This window comes from Psychrobacillus sp. FSL K6-1464 (assembly GCF_038003145.1).
In the GTDB taxonomy this organism is placed as follows: Bacteria; Bacillota; Bacilli; order Bacillales_A; family Planococcaceae; genus Psychrobacillus; species Psychrobacillus psychrotolerans.
In genome coordinates this window covers 1,776,204-1,798,580 of record NZ_JBBOOP010000001.1, presented here as the reverse complement: position 1 = coordinate 1,798,580, position 22,377 = coordinate 1,776,204, and the positions used below count along the sequence as shown (strand labels likewise).

At 34.6% G+C, this 22,377-nt stretch carries 19 protein-coding genes; 3 read left to right on the top strand and 16 right to left on the bottom strand.

Features of this window, described 5'->3' with window-relative positions; genetic code table 11:
• The first annotated feature begins 246 nt into the window (after positions 1–246).
• On the top strand, positions 247–1,149 hold the full coding sequence (locus tag MKX39_RS08800) for a hypothetical protein (RefSeq protein ID WP_340769190.1): 903 nt from the start codon (positions 247–249) through the stop codon (positions 1,147–1,149).
• Between the two features lie 244 nt (positions 1,150–1,393).
• On the opposite strand, the gene MKX39_RS08795 is transcribed toward MKX39_RS08800, so the two are convergent.
• The 7 genes from MKX39_RS08795 to MKX39_RS08765 form a co-directional block, all read right to left on the bottom strand.
• Positions 1,394–1,579: a hypothetical protein gene (locus MKX39_RS08795; RefSeq protein WP_093534240.1), complete on the bottom strand. Its 186-nt coding sequence runs from the start codon at positions 1,577–1,579 to the stop codon at positions 1,394–1,396.
• A 158-nt stretch (positions 1,580–1,737) separates the two neighbouring features.
• Positions 1,738–2,769 carry a LacI family DNA-binding transcriptional regulator gene (locus MKX39_RS08790; protein ID WP_340769188.1) on the bottom strand — a complete coding sequence of 344 codons (1,032 nt, stop codon included), beginning with the start codon at positions 2,767–2,769 and terminating at the stop codon, positions 1,738–1,740.
• A 45-nt stretch (positions 2,770–2,814) separates the two neighbouring features.
• Positions 2,815–4,479 (bottom strand): glycoside hydrolase family 13 protein, encoded by a 1,665-nt coding sequence (locus tag MKX39_RS08785; protein WP_340769185.1) that lies wholly within the window; start codon positions 4,477–4,479, stop codon positions 2,815–2,817.
• 74 nt (positions 4,480–4,553) lie between these two features.
• Positions 4,554–6,083: an alpha-amylase family glycosyl hydrolase gene (locus MKX39_RS08780; RefSeq protein WP_340771382.1), complete on the bottom strand. Its 1,530-nt coding sequence runs from the start codon at positions 6,081–6,083 to the stop codon at positions 4,554–4,556.
• Positions 6,084–6,117: 34 nt separating this feature from the next.
• Positions 6,118–6,960, bottom strand: coding sequence for a sugar ABC transporter permease (locus MKX39_RS08775; protein ID WP_093534246.1), 843 nt, complete (start codon positions 6,958–6,960; stop codon positions 6,118–6,120).
• Positions 6,960–8,240: a carbohydrate ABC transporter permease gene (locus MKX39_RS08770; protein ID WP_340769183.1), complete on the bottom strand. Its 1,281-nt coding sequence runs from the start codon at positions 8,238–8,240 to the stop codon at positions 6,960–6,962. Before MKX39_RS08770 ends, MKX39_RS08775 begins: the two co-directional genes overlap by 1 nt.
• A 203-nt stretch (positions 8,241–8,443) precedes the next feature.
• Positions 8,444–9,742, bottom strand: coding sequence for an extracellular solute-binding protein (locus tag MKX39_RS08765; protein ID WP_340769181.1), 1,299 nt, complete (start codon positions 9,740–9,742; stop codon positions 8,444–8,446).
• A 352-nt stretch (positions 9,743–10,094) separates the two neighbouring features.
• Here MKX39_RS08765 and MKX39_RS08760 point away from each other — a divergent pair, with 352 nt between their 5' ends.
• Together MKX39_RS08760 and MKX39_RS08755 are read left to right on the top strand one after the other, a co-directional pair.
• Positions 10,095–11,840 (top strand): glycoside hydrolase family 13 protein, encoded by a 1,746-nt coding sequence (locus MKX39_RS08760; RefSeq protein ID WP_340769178.1) that lies wholly within the window; start codon positions 10,095–10,097, stop codon positions 11,838–11,840.
• 318 nt (positions 11,841–12,158) lie between these two features.
• Positions 12,159–12,440: a GNAT family N-acetyltransferase gene (locus MKX39_RS08755; RefSeq protein WP_340771379.1), complete on the top strand. Its 282-nt coding sequence runs from the start codon at positions 12,159–12,161 to the stop codon at positions 12,438–12,440.
• A gap of 183 nt (positions 12,441–12,623) precedes the next feature.
• Here MKX39_RS08755 and abc-f read toward each other — a convergent pair whose 3' ends face one another.
• From abc-f to MKX39_RS08710, 9 genes are all read right to left on the bottom strand, one after another.
• Positions 12,624–14,084, bottom strand: a complete 1,461-nt coding sequence (abc-f, locus tag MKX39_RS08750) for a ribosomal protection-like ABC-F family protein (protein ID WP_340769177.1) — start codon at positions 14,082–14,084, stop codon at positions 12,624–12,626.
• A gap of 420 nt (positions 14,085–14,504) precedes the next feature.
• Complete coding sequence (locus MKX39_RS08745) at positions 14,505–15,461, bottom strand: tyrosine-type recombinase/integrase (RefSeq protein ID WP_340769175.1); 957 nt, start codon at positions 15,459–15,461, stop codon at positions 14,505–14,507.
• A 198-nt stretch (positions 15,462–15,659) separates the two neighbouring features.
• A complete protein-coding gene (locus tag MKX39_RS08740; RefSeq protein ID WP_340769174.1) occupies positions 15,660–16,781 on the bottom strand; it encodes a GerAB/ArcD/ProY family transporter in 1,122 nt (373 codons plus the stop codon).
• 28 nt (positions 16,782–16,809) lie between these two features.
• The gene (locus MKX39_RS08735) at positions 16,810–17,031 is read right to left on the bottom strand and encodes a hypothetical protein (RefSeq protein WP_340762273.1); all 222 of its coding nucleotides are present in this window, start codon (positions 17,029–17,031) and stop codon (positions 16,810–16,812) included.
• A 10-nt stretch (positions 17,032–17,041) separates the two neighbouring features.
• Entirely contained in the window at positions 17,042–18,235 is a 1,194-nt protein-coding gene (locus MKX39_RS08730) for a Ger(x)C family spore germination protein (protein WP_340769173.1), read from the bottom strand.
• Complete coding sequence (locus MKX39_RS08725; RefSeq protein WP_340769170.1) at positions 18,228–19,844, bottom strand: spore germination protein; 1,617 nt, start codon at positions 19,842–19,844, stop codon at positions 18,228–18,230. The genes MKX39_RS08730 and MKX39_RS08725 overlap by 8 nt, the downstream gene beginning before the upstream one ends.
• A gap of 212 nt (positions 19,845–20,056) precedes the next feature.
• Complete coding sequence (locus MKX39_RS08720) at positions 20,057–20,872, bottom strand: YitT family protein (RefSeq protein ID WP_340769169.1); 816 nt, start codon at positions 20,870–20,872, stop codon at positions 20,057–20,059.
• A gap of 142 nt (positions 20,873–21,014) precedes the next feature.
• The gene (locus MKX39_RS08715; RefSeq protein WP_340769167.1) at positions 21,015–21,809 is read right to left on the bottom strand and encodes a DUF4097 family beta strand repeat-containing protein; all 795 of its coding nucleotides are present in this window, start codon (positions 21,807–21,809) and stop codon (positions 21,015–21,017) included.
• Positions 21,810–21,985: 176 nt separating this feature from the next.
• Positions 21,986–22,354 (bottom strand): cytochrome-c oxidase, encoded by a 369-nt coding sequence (locus tag MKX39_RS08710; RefSeq protein WP_340769165.1) that lies wholly within the window; start codon positions 22,352–22,354, stop codon positions 21,986–21,988.
• Positions 22,355–22,377 lie beyond the last annotated feature (23 nt).

The window sequence follows — 22,377 nt, the reverse complement described above, 5'->3', positions numbered from 1 at the left end:
TTATTATGTAAACATTTACACGTGTTTTTTTGTAAGTCGCTAAATATTCTGTCTAAATATAGATCTAGTTTGTAATATAACATATTCTCTTCAAACAAAACCACAGAATTTTTTCTAACAAGATTTCCTATTGAACTACATCTCTGTTTTCGTTTTGCTGAATGGTCTCATATTAAATTATTATTGAAATATAATTATTATTTTGTATGTAATTGCATATAATTTAATATTAATAGAGACAATGAGGTGAGAAAAATAAATCATCTAAATACAAACAAAGAAAAGAGGACATTTTTTCAATGGCTTAACTTTTTGATTCCATACTTTTATACAGCGGGAATTACGCTTATAATATCGTGGATGGTTATTGCATCCATACTGATTGGTTTTAATATATTGAATGAAAATCCAAAAGCTTTTTTTCTTCAAAATGAAAATACTAGCCCAACAAATGCAAGTGGAACGGCGTTTTCGATTATTGTCCAGCCCTTTGTGGAATCCAATTTTAATCAAATCATTTTTCGGGGAATCTTTCTTCTTTTCATTTGGTTGCTTTTATTTCTCACTATACCCGTTGCTTTTAAGCGTTTAAAAAGATTTAAGTTCTTAAATCTTGAATTTGAGGTAGATAATATTGAACAGGCTGCTATAGAAACAGTTGAAATCAGCGGTACTAAAGCAAGACTTATGGCTTACTTCACTGGAGATGATGCATCAGGACGGACCCTAGATTTTTTATCTCAATCTACTATAGATTTTAAGGAAGTACTAGAATATTTCCTAGCTGAAACTCAACTAGGATACAAAAATCATCCGATTAATGGTGTCTTTACGTATAAAATATACAATGGTACAGCACCTGAAAAATTGCATGTGTTAGTAGAAGAATCGAAAGAATCTGGGGAATCTGCGGTTTACAACAAAATCGATGAGGATAATTTATGGAAGAAAAGCTATCTTGTTTTGTATTTCCCTTATAATCATACTGAGTACATTACTGTAATAGAAAGTTATTCCTATTCATTTGATATTTTAGACAAATATTTATTTGAACTGCTCCATAAAACTATTAGTAAAAACCTAGAAAATATTGAGTATATGGTCGCCTTAACAAATAATGATGAGGATACGAGCGTAGTAAACTCTTGACCAAAATTATGTATCATCGAGAAAGGACTGATAAATATCGTAAGTGTAAATACTCCGATCAATACCGAAGAAGTTAAAAAACGTGCAACAAGAAATTTAAGCCGATTTAGCGCAAGACAAAAAAATAAAAATATTAAAGCTATAACCGGTGATATAGTAAAACCAATACACATTAGTAAATCAGAGCCATTGGTTAAACGAATGACATGTTATCAAAGAAATAATTAATGATTACCCACTTTATTTAAAGCGGGTAATTTTTTTTATGTTTTAAACTTTTCGAGTGTTTTTTTGCTATTTCTTGCATAATTGGCGAAGATCCAACTAAATCAGCGGCCTGTTTTATCGGCAAGCTTCTAAGATTTAACTCACTAATGCTCTTAAATTTTTCTCCCTTTAAATACCTTTTATAAATTTCTGATATCTTCACGGTGTATATACCCCCTTTTATACCACTAAGTCCGTATGTTTATAGTGTAGTATATTCGGGGCTTTCAAAAAGAGCCTTCCTATATTGCCTTTAGTCATAATTAGTTTACATAATATTATTATAAATTGTCTTTTGAATATGTACTGTATATAAATGGATTATTCTACATCCGGTGCAACATCACATGACTGCCTGATAACAAGTGTATGCGGAATTATAATTCGCTTAACAGGATCATTTTCATTTTTTAAGAGTTGGATTAAATTACTTGCTGCCTGGTAGCCAAGTTCTTTTATATTAATATCAATAGAAGTAAGTGGTGGCCTAGACATCTCAGCAAACAACGCATTATTAAAGCTAACAATAGAAACTTCAGTAGGGATTTCTATTTGCATTTCAGTAAGTGTATTCACTACTCCGACTGCCATTAAATCGTCTGTTACAAGTAAAGCTGTTGGTGGAATAGTTCTTCTAAGCAGTGCTTTTACAGCTTCCTGCCCACCTTCACGAAGAAAGTCCCCATGAATAATATAATCCTCATTTATATCCATGTCAGATGCCCTAAGTGCCTCTTTATAGCCATTTAGACGATCTAATGTAACTGTTAAACTCGGACTTCCACCTATAAAGCCAATTTTACGATGACCGAGCCCTATTATATAATCGGTAGCCTCTTTTGCAGCCATATAATTGTCGTTATCCACATGAGTAATCTTATCAACGAGGTCGTAAGGTTTTCCAATGACGACAAACGGAAATTTCCTTTTAGTTAAATACTCCATAATTTTATCGTCAATCATCGAATACAGAAGGATTATTCCATCTACTCTGCCACCTTGAACCATTTGTACGACCCCTTCATAAGAATCGAATTCTGTTTTACCACTGGTCATTTGCAATGCATAGTGATTATCATGTACACCTTCGCTTAATCCCTGTATAACCTCTGAAAAGAATGGATTTTGAAAAAACACGCCAGATGAGTGAGGTAAAACAAGACCTATCACTTTAGTCGACTGACTGGCTAGGCTACGGGCAATAAAATTCGGATGATATTTAAGTTCATCCATCGCGTCCCTTACTCGTGTCTTCGTGTCTTCGCTTATCCGGGGACTATTAGCAATCACCCGGGAAACAGTCGAAGGAGCAACTTTAGCCAGCTTCGCCACATCTTTAATTGTAATCGCCATTAGAAATTCCTCTCTCTCTCTTTCGCTAATCTTACATCGGTTATATTACTTATATAAGTATACTCTTACTTCAAATGGATTAAGAGTTATAGTCTCGGATAGCTGCTCCGGTGCATTCTCATAATTATATAGTATAAGATCTGTGTTACGTTTCGGTAAATGTTTTAACTTAAGTTCCGTAATTTGTTGTCTAAAATTACATAACACAAACGCAAACTGATCTCCTATTGTTCGTGAGTAGACGTATACATCGGGATGCTCTTCTTGTATCACATCATATTCTCCATACACAAATAGAGGATTTTCTTTCCTTACTTGAATCATCTTCTTATAGAAATGATAAATAGAATTCTCATCTCCTAATTGATTTGCAACATTAATCGTTAAATAATTCGGATTGACTTTCATCCACGGCTCACCTACTGAAAATCCGCTATTTAAAGTACTATCCCACTGCATCGGAGTTCTTGAGTTATCACGGCCATTTCGCCAAATAACCTCCATTACCTCTTCATGCGACTTACCGTTCGCTATTTCTAAATCATAAAAATTCTTCATGCCAATATCATCATAGTCATGAATAGATGGAAACTGAACGTTTGTCATGCCAATTTCCTGGCCTTGATAGATAAATGGAGTTCCTTGCATCAAGAAGTAGCAGGCAGCTAGCATTTTGGCACTTTCATTCCAGTACTCTTTGTCATTTCCCCAGCTCGAAACACTACGTGTCTGATCGTGATTTTCAAGGAATAGAGCATTCCATCCTTTTGAGTGTAATCCTTTTTGCCATTTAGTTAGAACTTGCTTTAAAGCAATAACATCTACTGAGTTATTTAGGTCCTTATTCCAGAGTCCGAGATGTTCAAACTGAAAGATCATATTAAACTTTCCATTTACTTCTCCAACCCACTCGTCTGCCTCATCGATTCCTACTCCATTTGCTTCACCAACAGTCATAATATCGTATTTAGCAAAAGTTTCTTCTTTCAACTCTTTTAAATACTCTTGAATACCTGGTTGGTTCGTATGCATATCAAAAGAGGAAACATATTTTTCAGCATTGGGATTTGGCATATCTGGTAACTCATCACGTTTCTTAATATGACTGATCGCATCTACACGGTAACCATCGATACCTTTGTCGAGCCACCAATTCACCATATTAAATAGCTCATGACGCATCTCTGTATTTTCCCAATTTAAGTCAGGCTGTTTCGTGGCAAACAGATGGAGATAATATTGGTTCGTAAGTTCATCATGCTGCCATGCGCTTCCAGAGAAAATACTTTCCCAGTTATTCGGTTCTTGATCACCCTTACCATCCTTCCAAATATACCAATCCCTTTTAGGGTTATCTTTAGAAGAACGAGATTCAATAAACCAAGGATGTTCATCACTTGTATGATTGATTACTAGATCAAGAATTAGTTTCATCCCTCTTGCATGAATTTCTTCTAATAACTCATCGAAATCATCCATATTGCCATACTGCTTTGAAATACCCTGATAATCGCTAATATCATATCCATTATCTGCATTAGGTGACTTATAGAAGGGACTGACCCAAATAACGTCTACTCCTAAGTCCTTCAAGTAATCTAATTTGGTAATGATTCCACGTAAATCACCTATTCCGTCACCATTGCTATCCATGAAACTTCTAGGATACACCTGATAACTTACTGCCTCTTTCCACCATTTTTCGTTCATGTCTATAGTACTCCTTTCGTGCTGCACATTCTTTCGTAAGTTATGACTACCTTTGGATTAAATTTAATAACAAATTATTGTTTTGTCCGTTTGAAGCGAAGGACCAAAAAAACTAATAATATTACTATTATTCCTATCACAATGCTCAAAACTAAACGATTATCTGACTTTTCATTGACGAACTCATATATTTCGGACTGTCCACTTTCCAACTTGAACGTGTACCCATCCTCATTATTACCTGAGTTAACTAATTCACCAGCTAATACCCCTTTTAGCTGTTTCCCTTTTTCTATACCCTTATTTAAAGCAATCTTTTTAGCTTCTGACGTATTATTGATGGCTACTATTACGGTTTCATCCCCGTAAGTTCTCTTATAAAGAGTAAGTCCTGCATCATCCACTAAAAGTTTCATTTCTCCCCTTGTAAGAGATAACTGCTGCTGTCTAACAGCACCGAGTTTTTTTACAAACGTTGTCAATTCTTCATCTGCTCCAAAATTCATCATTCGACGATTGTCTGGATCGTTTCCTCCGTCTAATGCTATTTCTGTCCCATAGTAGAAGATAGGAATGCCAGGAGCAGTATACATATAAGTTAGCGCTAGCTTTACCTGAGTAACCGGGTCTTGATTATTTTGGATTGCTAAATTAGCGAACCTTTGCATATCATGATTATCTATAAATTGTCCTAGCAGTTCTGGTCGATCAAACAATTTGTTATTTCGCTCATTATTTGAAAATAACCATCCTAGAGACTGATTTGGTTTTTCAAAAGCTGCACGGAGACTTTCATTTTGCGAAAAATCCATGAAACCATCAATCCCAGTTTCCTCATATCCAGCTACTATATTAGGGTTATCATGCCAAACCTCTCCTATAAGAAAGAATGATTCTTTCACCGTTTTAAGTTCAGCAGAGAAGTCCTTCCAAAACTCCTTTGGAACATGTTTAACTGTGTCGAGTCTGTAACCATCGATATCTGTTTCTTGAATCCACCATTTTGCTGCATCTATTAGGTACTTACTTACCTCTGGATTTTCTTGATCTAAATCGGGTAAATCATATAACCAACCGTTTTCAACTTCTTCTTGATCATTCCAATTAGAAATAGACTTGTTTTCATGAAACCAATCATTTTTAGTAGAATCATTAAGCCAATCATGATTTGGTCCAACATGGTTAACGACAAAATCTAAAATAACTTTTATATCGCGTTTGTGCGCTTCGGTTACAAGTGTTTTAAACTCTTCCATGGAACCAAAATAGGGATTCGTTTGATAGAAATCTTTAATCCAGTATCCATGATAACCGTTATTCATATTTTGAAATATGGGAGTTAACCAAATTGCTGTATAACCCATTTCTTTTATATAATCTAGCTTGTCGGTAATTCCTTGAAAATCCCCACCATGATAAGCAAGTGGATCGTTAATATTAGCATCTTTGTCATTACTCGTATTTCCATTGTTAAATCGGTCCACCATAATCATGTATATAACCTCATCCTGCATCCGTTTCTCCTCACTTGCTAGAGATTGCTGCGGATTTGATACGGCAATTACAAAAAATAATAAAATGAATAGCACTCTACTTTTAGTCATGGTCATCTTAAGCAACTTCTTTCCTTTGAAGTCATTAACCCTTCGTACCACCAGCAGTTAAACCAGAGATAAAATACTTTTGGAATGATAGGAAAAGTATTGTAATTGGGATTGCGATTAAAACAGACCCCGCTGCAAATGTAGTAAACTCATTCCCAAACTGTTTGGAAACTAGTTCGTATAGACCTACACCCATTGTGAACTTCTCTTCACTACGTAACATAATACGAGCAAGTATGAAATCACCAAACGGAGCGATGAATGAAAATAATGCTACTACTGCTAAAATTGGTTTTGATAAAGGCATGATAATTTGCCAAAAAATGCGTAAATGACCCGCTCCATCCATACGTGCAGATTCATCCAGTTCTTTTGGAATCGTATCCAAATATCCTTTCATTAACCAAGTATTCATTGGTATTTGACCACCAACATAAATAAGTATTAAACCAACATGCGTATCTAGCAGTCCAGTTCGCTGAGCAAGTACAAAGATAGCAATAAGGGCAGCGAAGTTTGGAATCATCTGTAGGACTAAAAAGGTAAGAAGTCCATTTTTTCTTCCGATAAATCTGTAGCGTGAAAAAGCATATCCAGTAAAAGCGACACTTAATACCGCAAATACCATCGTTATTAAACTTATCTTCATCGAATTTAAATACCATAAAACGTAATTAGAGTTTTCTATGTCAAATAAGCTCTTATAGTGCTTAAGTGTAGGATTTTCTGGAAACATTGTTGAACCTGATAGACTTTGTCCTGGGTTAAAGGAAGATCCCAGTACCCATAGTAAAGGGTAAACAACAATGACTACAGCAACTAGAAGAATAAGATAAGAAACTGACAATCTGATTATTTTCTCAGTTTTATTAGTCATTACATCATATCCTCCTCTTTGAATGAATTAGTTCGTTTGAATTGCCATAACGCTACCGTAATAACAATAAGTGATAGTAGCATCGTTATTGCAGCTGCTTTCCCATATTGTCCAGAAGTCATCGTCAATTGATAAATCCAAGAGATTAAGATATCTGATCCACCGGCATTTTGACCTGGTAAAGCCGGACCACCACCGTTAAATAGGAAGATGACATTGAAATTATTAAAGTTAAATGTATATTGCGTGATCAGAATTGGCGCCGTTGCATACAGTACCATTGGTAAAGTAATACCTCTGAATTTCTGGAAGATAGAAGCTCCATCTACATTTGCGGCCTCATATAACTCATTTGGAATAGATTGTAGCACTCCAGTTGTCATTGCGAAGATGAATGGGAAACCAAGCCATGATTGTATTAAAATCAGTGCAAATCGAGTCCATAATTCTTCTGTCATCCATGGAATTGCATCAATTCCTAACATACTCAGTATTTGCGTATTAATAACGCCGAACGATTCGTTGAACATCCCTGAAAAAATTAGGATCGATACAAATGCTGGTACTGCCCACGGCAAGATTAATATTGTGCGGAAAAAAGCTTTCCCTTTTAAATCCTTTTGATTGATAACAACGGCTAAAAAGACCCCGATCACAACCTGCAAAGTGGTTGCTCCAAATGTCCAAACAATTGTCCAACCGAATACACCAAAGAATGTAGACCTCCAAAGGTCTAATTTGAATATATCAATATAGTTTTGAATTCCTACCCAATCTACCAGTTTTGCTGGTGGTGAATGGTATAAATCATAGTTTGTAAATGAGAGAAGAATTACAAAGATTATTGGGAAAATAACTACGAAGATTAATAATAAAAATCCTGGGGAAATCATTAGATAAGGAAAACCGTTATCCAAAAGATTGTGATACTGCTCCCTCACGCTATTTAATAGGAAACCCTCATCTCGTTTTTTTCCATTGTGGTAAGCATCATATATATTGAAAGCATAAATTCCAAGACCTATGATTGCTACCAACAAGGCGATAATTCCATCGATTAATAAGAATATAGAATGATCAAGCTTTGGAATTTCTCCAAGCGTAATAAGACCCCAGAATCCCCAGTTTAGCGTTTGAGAAAAACTACTAAAGAATGCGACTGTTAATACTAAAAAGATAATTCCTTTGACAAACTGTTTATTATAAAATTGTCCAAAACCTGGGATGATGGATAGTAACCCAGCATTTTTTCTATGTTTGGTTGTGACATTACTGTTCATTGTAGTTGTCGCCTCCTTCTTTCCTATGAAAGAGAATACTCTCCTATTTTCACATGGATTTCCTTACAACATTGACACTTATACATAATAGAGAAGCAAAGGCATATGACCCCTTAAAGGAAACATGCCTTTGCCTTGTTTGAGAATTAGTAAGTTTGCGCTAATACTCGCTGAACTAGCTCGAGCGCTTATGCTGTTCTAAGTTATTGTGGATGGTTAGTTTCAATATTTGTTTTGATCGTTTTAACTGCATCGTCCATTGCAGCTTTTGGTTCTGCCTTACCAGTTGCAAGGGTTTGAAGTGCAGATGCCGCAGGTCCCCATACTTCCGCCATTTCTGGAATATTAGGCATAGGTATTGCGTATTGGGATTGAAGTGCTACTGCTTTTGCCCCTTCATTGTCCGCAATAATCGGATCTTCAATTAATGTTGTAACTGGTGGAATCTCTTGGGTTAATTCAAAACGAATTTTTGCATTCTCTTCATTTGTTAACCATTCTATTAATTTAGTTGACCAATATGGATGTTCTGTAAATGCGGATACATGCCATCCTTTAACTCCCATAAATGTCTTCATATGCTCACCATTTGGTAAGGTTGGCATTGCAGCTACTCCAATATCAATCCCAGCGTCTTTCATCCCTTGGAATGCCCAAGGACCGTCCATTACAGATGCGACTTTCCCTTCATTGAATAGACCATCTTTCGCTGAGCCACCGCTATCCCCTATAATTCCTTTAGGGAATAAACCTTCTGCATACCATTTTTGAATATATTCTGCACCAGCTATACCGCCTTCATTGTTTAAACCAACATCATCTCGGTCAAGGGCTCCATCATTCTCTTTGAATACATATCCCCCCATACCTCCAAAGACTCCGTGTGCAAAGTAGAAGTCATCCCATTTTGCTAAGAATCCAAACTTTTTACCATCTGTAAATTCATTTGCAAAAGCATAAACTTCATCCATTGTTTCTGGAGCTTCCTCCATTAAAGCCTTATTGTAAATAAATACTGGTGTCTCTGTAGCTTTTGGTAACCCGTATAATTTTCCATCATATTTCTGTGCAGTCACAGCTGATTCACTGAAAGTAGAAAGGATTTCATCACTTACTTCAATTTCCTGAAGCAACCCTTCTGTCACAACTTGACCAATTTGATCATGAGGTAAAGTAACTACGTCTGCACCAGTTCCCGAAGGACCATCTAAACGTAGCTGATCACGCATTTTATCTGCCATACCTAATTCTTTAAATTCAACCTTAATACCATATTCCTTTTCGAAAGATTCGATAGCAGGTTTTAGAGCGACAGATTTATCTGTATCCTCCCAAACTATAAGTGTTTCAGGTTTTGCTGGTTCTTCTGAAGATTCAGCCCCAGTTTCTGTTTCTTTTTCATCTGTTTTCGCGGGAGTTGTTTCCTCCCTTTTCGGTCCACATGCAACTAATAATGCCAATGTAATAATGAGCATGAACAACAAAGTTAATGACTTTTTCATTTGTACCCCTCCTATTTTTTGGTTTAAACCTACGCTAAGTTGGACAAACGCTTGCACATTTCAGCAAAAGAAAGCGCTATCATAAGTTGCTAAAAATAATTTCTTTCAATTACTTATAAGTCTATATATAAGATTGAAAGAATAATATATTAGTAATGAATCTATGAAAACGATTGCACAACTCATAGTTTTATTATACATTTATTTGAGAAGGAAACAATCTATTTTTTATAAATATTATAAATATTAAAATTTTTAATGTAACGCTTCTTCTCCTTCTATGCTCACTACATTGAGCGTCCATATTTAAATTACTTGGAAGTAAAATAATTCGTTTTAAAGGAGATGTATAATGGAGAAAACTGCTATTTTTCACCGTCCCACCGATAGCTTTGCTTTTTTACTAGATGATCGAACACTACAATTACGACTTAAGACAAAAAAAAATGATGTTACTTCTGTTTCGTTAATATTTGGTGATCCTTATATTTGGAGAAATGGCGAATGGCAATTTTCTAAAATGCCTATGAACTTAGTTGGAAACGATGGTTTACATGATTATTGGGAAACTGAAGCATTTGCAGCAACCAAACGATTACGCTACGGCTTTCAGTTAACTTCTTTAACGGAGGAAACAATATATACAGAAAAAGGTTTTTTTGACAGTATACCAACTGACAGTGATTATTATTTTTGTTTTCCGTATTTACATGAGAATGAACTGTTCCAAGCGCCCCAGTGGGTAAAAGACACTGTTTGGTATCAAATATTCCCAGAACGTTTTGGCAACGGAAATCCTTCTATTAATCCCAAAAACACAAAAGCTTGGGGCAGTGAACCCCCTGCAGTTAATAACTTCTTTGGTGGTGACTTCGCCGGCGTAACAGCACATTTAGACCACCTCACGGATATAGGGGTAAATGGCATTTATTTTACTCCAGTATTCGAAGCCTCCTCCAATCATAAATACGATACGATTGACTATATGGAGATAGATCCTCAATTTGGGGATGCAGATGCATTAAAAGAACTAATAACACAATGCCATAGCCGCGGCATTAAGGTAATGCTAGATGCCGTATTTAATCATAGCGGTTATTACTTCCCTCCCTTCCAGGATGTCCTAAAGAACGGAGAAAGCTCACCTTATAAAGATTGGTTCCACATCCACAGCTTCCCCGTTCTAGGAGGAGAAAAGCCAAACTATGAGGCTTTTGGTTTTGTAGATTCTATGCCCAAGCTGAATACTGCTAATCCAGAAGTTAAAAAATACTTACTGGAAGTAGGTATCTATTGGATCAATGAATTTGATATTGACGGTTGGAGACTTGATGTTGCAAACGAAGTAGACCAACCTTTCTGGCGCGAGTTTAGAAAAACTGTTAAAGAAGCAAAACCGGATGTTTATATTCTTGGAGAAATATGGCATGATTCAATGCCATGGCTTAGAGGAGATCAATTTGATGCGGTGATGAATTATCCCTTTAAAACAAATGTATTAAATCTTCTGGCAAAAAACAGCATTAATTCAAAACAATTTGCAGAGAATATGAGTAAGGTATACTACAGTTACCCGAAAACTGTGTTTGATTTCACTTTTAATCTTGTTGGTAGCCATGATACTGCTAGAATTCTTACAGAATGTAATGATAATATTAATATAACGAAACAAGTATTTACTATTCTTTTAACCTTTATGGGAACTCCATGCATCTATTATGGCGATGAAATAGGCCTTACAGGTGGCCAAGATCCTGGCTGTCGTGAGTGTATGGACTGGGATGAAAATAATCACCAGCTAAAGTTAAAAAATCATATCCAAACGCTGATAGCACTACGAACTAAAGAAAAACTACTTGCCAATGAAGGCTCTATAACATTCGTACATCCTACGGAGGCAAATGGTATATTTGGGTATAAAAAGCACAACGCTACCAAAACAATTATCGTCTTACTTAATCCTAGTTCCGATGAGCAGCAATATGCACTGGATCGGGACCAAAAATATAACATACTGTATAGTTCTGGGTTAGTAATAGAAGGGTCTAATGTCAGTATTTCTAGAGAAGGATTTGGAATTATCGAATATAACCTCTAAAAAAACAAAAGCATAAGTGCCTATGTCTTTCCCGGCGAGCATTGGAAAAATAGCAATAAAGACATATTTTTCCTAAGTTTGCTTTTCTGAAGTGAATGGAGGGGCAAGAAGCTTGGGGTCTAGAGATTATATATTTAGCAATAAGGAGAACTTGCCTTGGAATTTAAACTACTAGCAAAAAATGATTTAATTAAATGTACGGAAACATTTATTGAAGTATTCAATGATGTGCCTTGGAATGATCAATGGACATTTACAAAGGCTAATAAATATTTACTGAGTTTTTAGCAAACACCTGGATTTTCAGGCGTTTTAGCGATAGAAAACGACGAAATTCTCGGCTTTATTTTTGGTGTAAATAGAGTATGGTGGAGCGGAGATGAATTTTTCATTCATGAAATGTGTGTTAAAACAAAATGTCAAAATAAAGGTATTGGAAGAGCGATGTTAAATCATTTAATAAAAGAGCTTCATAGCAGTAATATAAGTAACATTACACTTCTCACAGATAGAGGTATACCTGCCGAAGAATTTTATAAGAAAAATGGTTTTGAAGAAATAGAAAGAATCATTTTCTTGCATAAGAACATCAAACTATAGTGAAAAGTCAGGTGTTAGAATTAAATAAACCAATTATTGATATAAAATTAACTCTAATTTTGAAAGAACGTACTTATACTAATAGGGCGTTAGTTCAATAAGATAATAAGCAACTTCCGGTTTTATGGAAGTTGCGTTTTTTCTTTAAATAAGAAATAGAAGTTATATTTAAATGAAATTGTATCAGAATGGAATAATTTCTATAGTTTTTGAGGCAATATTCTTAAGAAAATTTTGGTCATGCTCTACAAATAAAAGCGTTGGTTTATATGTCAATATCATTGTTTCAATTTGATTTTGATTAAAGATATCTAAATAATTCAATGGTTCATCCCAAATGTAAAACTCTGCCGGCATGCCTAAAGATTTGGCAAACTCTACTTTTTTCTGTTGACCATTACTCATCCATTCAATTGGAATATTAAAAACATCTCGATCCATACCTAAAACCCGAAGATTATTTAGGAATAATGTGTAGTCAATATGATGGTCGACAGAAAAATTGTGTAACGAGCCATTATTATCGTCATGATTTTGATGAATGATACTTTTAGATAGTCCTTGAGATATGATTACCTCTCCGCTAATTTTCCCATCAAAATATTGATGATTTAAATAATTTATAATTGATGTTTTGCCACTGCCATTTGGTCCAACCAATGCTACTTGCTCACCCTGATAAACATCAAATGTTATCGGATGAAACAGTTGTTTTCCACCGTAACTTAAGGTGAAATTTTGGACACGCATTATTGGATTTCGATGGCTAAATATACAATTAATTGTTAAATTACTTGTTGATTCGATATTTTTTAGTAGCTTTGTCTTTTCTTCTATCTTTGCATCCGTCCGCTTTTCAATAGCTTTTGATCTCTTCATCATCCACTTGGCCATAGCATTACCGAATGGGTCATTACCTGATGGCTTTTCCTTTCTTTTAGCCCACACAGACTTTTCTCTAGCAGTTCTATTTAAACGCTCAATTTCCGATTTTAACGATTTATTTTGATCAAGTTCAAACTGATCTTGTAATTGTTTTTGTTGTTCATAAGTGGAGAAATCACCATTATAAATAACTAATTGACTTTTCTCAATGACCAAAATATGATCGACTACTTTATCAACAAAATTACGGTCATGACTGACAACAATATAGCCTTTTTTTCTTTTTAAATACTCAGCAATAATTTCCCTCCCCTCAATGTCTAAATGGTTTGTTGGTTCATCTAGAAGTGGGTAACGTGATTCCTCACAGAATAGAGCAGCTAATAATACTTTTGTTTGCTCGCCACCAGATAACTGTTCAAAAGGATGCCATAATAGTTCCTTATCTAGCGATAACTGTTCGCATTCTCGCTCAAGTTTCCACAATTCTACTGGAATCACTTCATCAATTGCATAGTACGTTAATTGTTTCTTATTATTAATGTTCTGTGGAAAATAAACAAAATCCAAGTCGGAAATAATTTCACCATAAAAAGGAAATTGTTTCATCATTAAGTTGAGTAAGGTTGTTTTCCCACGTCCATTTCTTCCGATTAAACCTAAACACCAAGAAGAATCAATCGTTATATTAACATTTTCGAACAGTGGATGATCTAATGAATCGAACCCATAATTTAAGTTTTTAATTTCAATCGGCATATTATATTACCTCCAATAGTGTTGTAAACTGGAGATGATCTTAGAAGTTGCATCATCCCTTTAAGGTTTGAATGCATACGCATAAACAAATAAAAATCCTCCTGAAAAAGCTTCAGAAGGATTAGTATTCATACGAAAATAAGCCTAGAACAAGGCGTTACAAAGGTATAATAATGGACAGACTAATCCTATTTTAAGTGAAAATGCGTATACATTTTACGTATAAAATAGAATTATTTAATCATCTACCATTCATCATCCCTTCATCTATATTACTATCATTATAACTTTTATTATTAGAGTATTCAATCATTTGTTGTATTCCCACCATTATAATAAATGATTCGCAATATGGAGAATTTTAATCTAAAGAAACCTCTTTTAAATGAAATTATTTTTAGTTTACATAATATAATTATATTAAACTAAATGGTTGAATGGGTTATTCTCCATTACATTTTGTATTTCTTTGTCTTCTACATGCGTATAAATCTGTGTAGTGGAAACGCTCGTATGACCTAGTATTTGCTGAAGACTTCTAATATCTGCTCCATTTTTGTACATGATTGTTGCGGAAGTATGCCTTAACTTATGAGGCGTTATACTTCCTTTGTTTAACCCTGATGCCACGTTGATTTGTTTCACTATTTTAGCTACCGTTTGTCGAGTGAGTCGTGTGCCTTTTTGAGAAAGAAACAAGGAGTTATTTGTACTCGCGCCTTTTATGTATTGTCTTTCCTTTTCTTTATATTGTTGGATGGATTGGAGACAAGTGGAGTTCAAGAATACCGTTCTTTCTTTATTTCCCTTCCCCACAACATGTAATACATTTCCTTGTATGGAGTTTATATTTAAGCTACATAATTCGGAAACACGAATTCCTAAGTTTAAGAAAAACATAATAATACTATAGTTACGATAATAATGGCTCGTTTTCTTTATACCAGTGATGAACTGTATTGCCTCATGCTGATCCAAATAGATCGGTGTTTTTTTTGCTATCTTAGGTGATTCTAGCTCTTCTGCAGGATTATAATCTAATAATCTTCTTTTCCCTTTTAGGTATTTAAAAAACGATTTAATAGTTGCTGCTTTGCGAGCTCTTGATGCGGCGCTATTTTGGCGCTGTACTTCACAATACTCCTGGAAAAGGTAGATATCTTCGAGCGTTATCTTTTGGATAAATTCAGGATCCACTTCTTTAATACTAATGCTTTGTATCTCGGTTATTGGCACATCATTTTCAACTGCTAATAAAAATCGGAAAAACAAAGTTAAATCATATTCATATTCTTTTCTCGTTCGTATTGATTTGCCTTTAATAGTCGTTAAATACACTAAAAAATCTTTCATAATTTTAGGTAATTCCTTTTGCATCAAACCACTTCCTCTACTACTTATATTACCACAAAATAAGGTTCCCAAATATGTATTTGGGAACCTTATTAAAATTCACTATAATTTTTCGTCGAAAATACAGTTTCGATCATGACAATTACAAATATTAGGATGCTTCACATTAGCTCTGAGAGCGTTTTAACTTTCTCTTTGCGTATCATTGGTCATAACTCATCTCTAATTTGACTTCGCATAATCCGGATCTTTTTTAAACTTTTTCTTTCTTAGTTGAAAAACAATGGTTGCTAATAGTGGGAAAATTAAACCAATGACAAAAGTTATGGCAATTGCAATCTCTTCGTCAAATTTATATTGATATAAAATATTCGGGAAAATGATAATAGAAAAGACTAGGATTATTGCTCCGGCCGGGAAAGTTAATACTCGATATTCCTTTATATTCAATAGTTTACTTAAGGCAAGCACACCTGTGTAAAAATAAAGTGTAACTTTAAAAAATAGCGCAAGAGTCCACAAAAGAGCCATTAGACCTTCTATACGTGTTATAAAGTCTCCTACATTTATGACTTTCGCTAATGTATAACTTGGATATACTTGATGCTCGGTAGTATTTGAACCAAGTACGAAAATACAAAGCATGGTAATTGTGATAATTACAGCACCACCAATTAAAGTACCAATATAGAAATTTTTTCTACACTTTTTAATATCGCTAACAAATGCGGGAAAAATCATGAATAAGACAATGGCGTTAATACTAGAAACTGCCGTAACCTTGAAAGAAGAATTTAAAATTGAAGTAATATGAGCCTGAAAAAAGGGTTCTAAATTATCCAATTGGATTTGAGGTGATATACTCACAACTAGGATCATAAACAATAAGAAGAAAAAGAATAAAAAGATTTCAGCAGAACGCGCGATAGTTTGAATACCTAGACGAACCGCCAGAATAACAATAAGAACCATTAAAAGATTTATAAATGTTAAAGGTGTCTCGGGATACATTTGTGTAATTAAAAAAATACTTGACTGTGCAATAAGCGCCGAAGCATAAAGGAAAGCCATTAACACGAATAAGATAGAAATTAACTTCCCTACCAATTTTCCGAATATTTTTTCATTTACTTCGGTATAGGTTAGTTTAGGAAACCATAAACTAATTGTCGTAAAAAACCAGACAACTAATAGTCCTAAGAGATTACCGATTATTGCTGCAAGCCAAGCATCTTGTTTTACTGCAGTTGTAAGTGTAGAAGGAATATAGAGGATACTTGAACCTATCGTAAAAAAAATAACTAATACTAAAAATTGAAATGGCGTTATTTTATCTGTCTGCATCCCTCTACCCCCCTCATGCTTTACTCATTTATTTGACAAGACTTTCGAATGATTTCTCCATTATTGTAAACAGATCAACAGGGCTAGGTATTTTAATACCAACTGCTAATAAAATTAATAACGTTACTCCTATAGATAGCAGTACTGAGTAGACAATCAATTCTTTTTTTTGTTTGTTCTTCCACATAGTTGGCACATCAATCAAGACAACGACAATAATTACCAATAATATTCCAATTACTTTTACCATACTGTTTTACTCACTTTTCTTTCTTGTCAATTGGATTTAAAACCGAACCAAAGTGACTAATTTGTACCTTAACTTCTACACTTACTGGCAATTCAGCAAAAATTTCATCCCAATTAGCTTTAACTTTTTTCCATTGCTGTGGGTTTGATTTGTATATAGCAGCCCCAAAACCAAAAATGTCTGATTGATATTTTTGTTGAACTACTTTAATTGTTTCTTGAATATCATTTTTTACCACTTTCTCATATTCCTTTTGCAGCATTTCAATAGTTTTTTCCTTCGTTAAATCAATGTCACAACTAACCTCACCTAAATTTGCAACGATGTTCACTTTGATTTCTATTTCAGGATTATTACTCATTGTTTTACTTTTTATCTTTGAGTTATATTTTTTAGTATGAATAGAGACTTCCCCCCCGTCAGGGCATGTAACTAATCCAATAGTCCTTTTTACTTGATTTGTTGCCTCGTTAAAACCTCTACTTTCCTGCTCGTCTAACCACCCAACTAGTTTATCTTTTTTAAAAACAGCTAACTCTTTAAATTTTATTTTAGCATCGGGAATTATCATTTCGACATTTTGTTTGCTTGAGCCTTTCTTGGGATCTCCTAGTATCTCAACGCCAGTTAGTACGCCTTCTTTTCCATCACGTTCTAAATTTGTTTTTAGTTCAAAAAAGTTTACAGCAACTGTACTAGAGTAGTTAGCTTCTGATGTGTGTAGAATATTATAGAGTTCATTTGACGGAATTTGTTCCAAGGAGGTTTGTACATTTAATATTTCCTTTGCATCCCTTCCTTTAGAAACAATCATATAAAAGTCAGATCTCAGTTCCCATCCGCGTGATAAAAAATCGACAGTAGTTGCAATTCCCTCCTTTGCCAATTCTTCACTAATTACCACTACTCTTAGATGTCCCAAGTAGATAATCCGTGGGGACACTTGAGTGAGTTTTCGAATGGCTTCATTGACTGATTTTCCCGATGCTTCATAGAGTGTAACTGGAGAACTTCCCATCCCGCCCTTCATCGATAATTCAGTTGGTAAAACAACTTGAGCCGAAACATGATATTCATCGTCTTTTTTATCAATGGATATTGCAGTTGCAATGGCTAAATCATTAATTTCTCGCTTATCCCAACAACCCGTGAGCAATAAACTGATGAAAATGATACCTATAAGTTGTACAATCCTTCTAACCATTTTGAGACCTCTTCGAGTGAGAGCTTTTTTGGAAATTTACTTTTGTACGGCGCTGCCTTACTCTATTCTTTGAAATATAAGGCGGGCGTGTAAGTAAATCCCATATAGGAAATCGAACTATACTATCCTTAAGTCCAGTTAGATTTAACGGAGCTAACGGTGTCATATATGGAACACCAAAGGAACTAAGGCTACATACATGAAGAACTAATGCGATAAAACCGATAAGGATACCATATAAGCCAAATGATGCTGCTAAAGCCATAAATATAAATCGTAAAATCCGGCCAGCAATAGCAATGTCATAAGATGGAGAAACAAAACTAGAAATGGCGGTAATAGAAACAACAATTACCATTGCAGCAGAGATAAATCCAGCCTCTACTGCAGCGGTACCAATTACAAATGCACCAACTATGGACATAGCGGATCCAATAGCTCTAGGCATCCTTAATCCGGCCTCTCGCAAAATTTCAAAAGTAATTTCCATAATAATTGCCTCTACGAATGCAGGAAATGGGACTCCTTCTCGCTGGGCGGCCAAACTGATTAATAGTGCTGGCGGTATAATTTCATGGTGAAATGTGATTATCGATAAATATAGCGCTGGGACAAGTACGGAAACACCAAATGCAACAAATCTAAGTATCCGAATTAAACTAGCCATCACTGTACGTTGATAATAGTCTTCTGAAGACTGAAAGAACTCTGTAAATAGTGCAGGTACCATTAATACGAAAGGCGTCCCATCCACTAAAATAGCAATTCTACCTTCTAGTAAACCTGCTGCCACAGTATCTGGTCGCTCTGTATTAAATACTGTTGGAAATACAGTTAATTGCGAATCTTGTATAAACTCTTCAATATTTGCACTTTCCATAATGCCATCAATATCAATACGATCCATCCTATTACAAACTTCATCCACTACATTTTGTTCAGCTACACCATTTATGTACATTATGGAAATATTTGTTTTACTACGCCTACCGACTTCCTTACTAATCATCCATAGATTTTCATCTTTAATAATTCGACGAACTAGTGCAGTATTTACACGTAAGCTTTCAGAAAAACCCTCCCTAGGGCCTCTGATAACCGTTTGTGCTGTTGGTTCTGTGACTCCTCGACTTTCCCAGTATTTGTTACCAATGATGAATCCACTTGAAAAGCCATCTATTAAAAGAATTACATCCCCAGATAATAGAGAAGTGAATAATTGATCAAATTCACTTACATCCTTTAGCTCTCCTACGGTTAGCGCAAAGTCCTTAAACAAAGTTAAAACAGGGGAATCCGCAGTTAAATTACTTTCAATATCTGTCTTTTTTATATCCATCATTAAAGTTTCCATGATAAAATTTTGCAAATTTTCCGAGTTACTTAAACCATCTGTATAAATGATTCCAACCTTAATATTTCCTTCAGTACCCATTTTAACTTCACGAACAATAATATCCGCACTCTCGCCAAGTGTTTTTTTTATATATTGTATATTCTCTTTTAAACTTTTTTTTAATGAACTACTTTCTTCAACAATTTTAGGCTCACTTTTACTTGGAGGTGAAGGTTGAATAACGATTTTGCGTTTCTTTTTAAATAAACTCATATTCTACCTCACTTTCCATTAAATTATGGTTCTTACCGGAAAGTGTTCCCAGTGCAGAAATTTTTATTCAACACTTATCTTTCATCATGAAAAAAACGAGAAATTACATTTAAATACAAAAATACCGAGAGTTGTGTTAACTCTCGGCTTTTGATTTATTCTTATACTTTTATATGTTGTTATTTGGATAAGTAACAAGTGTATCTTGTTATCTAATGAATATTTCGTGCAAAATTACCATCTACTTCAATCGTTTGTGTAATATTAATGAATGCTTGCTCATCATGTTTTCTAACGATTTGTTTGATTTGCGCCGTTTCATAACGAGTAACGACCATCAATAAAATATACTTTTTCTCTAGCGTATAGCCACCATAACCTTCTGTCACTGTGACGCCACGATAAATGCTTGCTAACAATTCCTGACGAATTGGTTCAGCGACCGTTGTTATAATTTGCATAGTTATTTTTTCATGATTAGTATAGATTGTATCAATCGCTTTACCAGTTAAATATATAGATAATAAGGTGTAGAGTGCTATTTCCCAGTTGAATATCATTCCTGAAATTAGCACAATCACACTATTCATTCCTGTGAGTAATAGTCCAACACTAAAATTACTTGAGCGAGAAATAATAATAGCTATTATATCCATACCACCAGAAGTACCCGAGTATTTCATAATAAGTCCTATTCCCACACCGCCTATAGCTCCGCCAAATATAGCTGATAGCAATATATTATCTGTAATTGACTCTGCTGGAATTACATAAAGAAATACAGATAACGATAACACACACACGAGTGTGTTGAGCGTAATTTGTTTCCCAAGCTTGTAATACCCTAATATCAATAGAGGCACATTCATGACAAAATTGAGTATACCTGTATCAAACGGGGTTATCAATCCTACCAAAATAGCGATCCCACTAATTCCACTACTTAAAATTTCATGCGGCACTAAAAATGCATTAAACGCAAAAGCAATTATAAAGGAGCCTACAACTACAATTAGATTTTTTAACAATAGACTGCTCCTTTCTTCCATAAAAAAACTCGCCCACTAAGGACGAGTTTTTCTTCTACTAGAATCTTCTCTTCACAAATGATATAAGAAACAATTTAACAAAGATTAGGGTGTACGTCAATATATTGGTTTTTTTTCTTTGTTAATCTCCCTTTATAATAGAAATAACTCCATTATCTGTTCTTAAATCGATTATATTCTTGCCTTTACCAAAAACAGTTTTTTCATTAGCAGAACCAAAAATATTAATTCTTCCATTGTCTATATCCGCCTGAATAGTTGCATTTTTTGGTTCCGTCGTGGTATGAATATTTATAAGGCCATTATCGGTTTTGAAAGAGATGTTCCGGTCTAAATTATCCGTCACCATGGTAATTTGCCCGTTATCTGTTTTGGCTTCTACATCTCCTGATACATGGTGAAAGTCTATTTTTCCATTATCAGTTTTTACATAGACCTTTTTACTTTCCAGGTCCTCTAACACTATTTTTCCATTATCAGTTTTGATATCGACATTGGCAATTTGAAGATTATTTACGGTAATTTGCCCATTGTCTGTTTCCGTTGTTAACTCTTCATACTTTTCATCTGGAACAGATACAATAATTTTATTGTGAGAAGTATTTAATCCAATATTAATGCCGCCAAAAAATTTCTTTTTCTTTTCTACATGTAAAGTATTGCCTTTAACATATGCCTTTATTTTACTAGATGTGCCCTTTTTATTTTTAAATTCAACTTTCCCTTTAGAATCCGATGATTGAACTACTTCAATGGCTGTATTGTCGCCTATAATTTCTATTTTCGTAAACTTTTCGGCTATCTCAATTTCTTCTGATTTTTTGTTAAATCCCCCTGCAATATTCATCCCGATATTAATAGCTGCTCCTAAAATTATGACAATAATTGCGATGACACCAATCTTTTTTATACTCATTTCCGCAACCTCCTATTTATTTACCTTATACAGTTCATTATATAGATATGGATACCATTTCCTATGGTCTTCAGATGGGAAGTTCCCTCAGCCTTAAGATGTATTTGTATTAACCTGTTTAAGTTCTATGTAATTTAAAGGCACTTTCTATTTGGCAGTGCCTTTAAAAATGAAAATTATGCTCTTACATTTTTTAATACATTAATCGCAAACATAATTACACTAAACACTACTAACACTCCACCAGTCGCTACGAATATAGTCGCTTGCTCATTTTCTGCTAATATTAATACAGTTAGTGCAACCATCATTAAAGGAATCCCTATATTGGCACTCCAAAAGTGAAGTTTTGCATATATATTTTTAGAAATGACAGGAAATAAATGATAGATAACTCCAGCAAGTGCAAACGATGTCCAGCCTAACAGATTAATGTGTACATGAACCCCTGTTAAAGCATAATCATGCGCCATAGACATATACATTCCTAAGCTAACCCCAATTGCAAAATAGACAACCGAAATTTGGATCAACCTTGCTCCCATTTTCTTCTCCCTTCGTATGATAG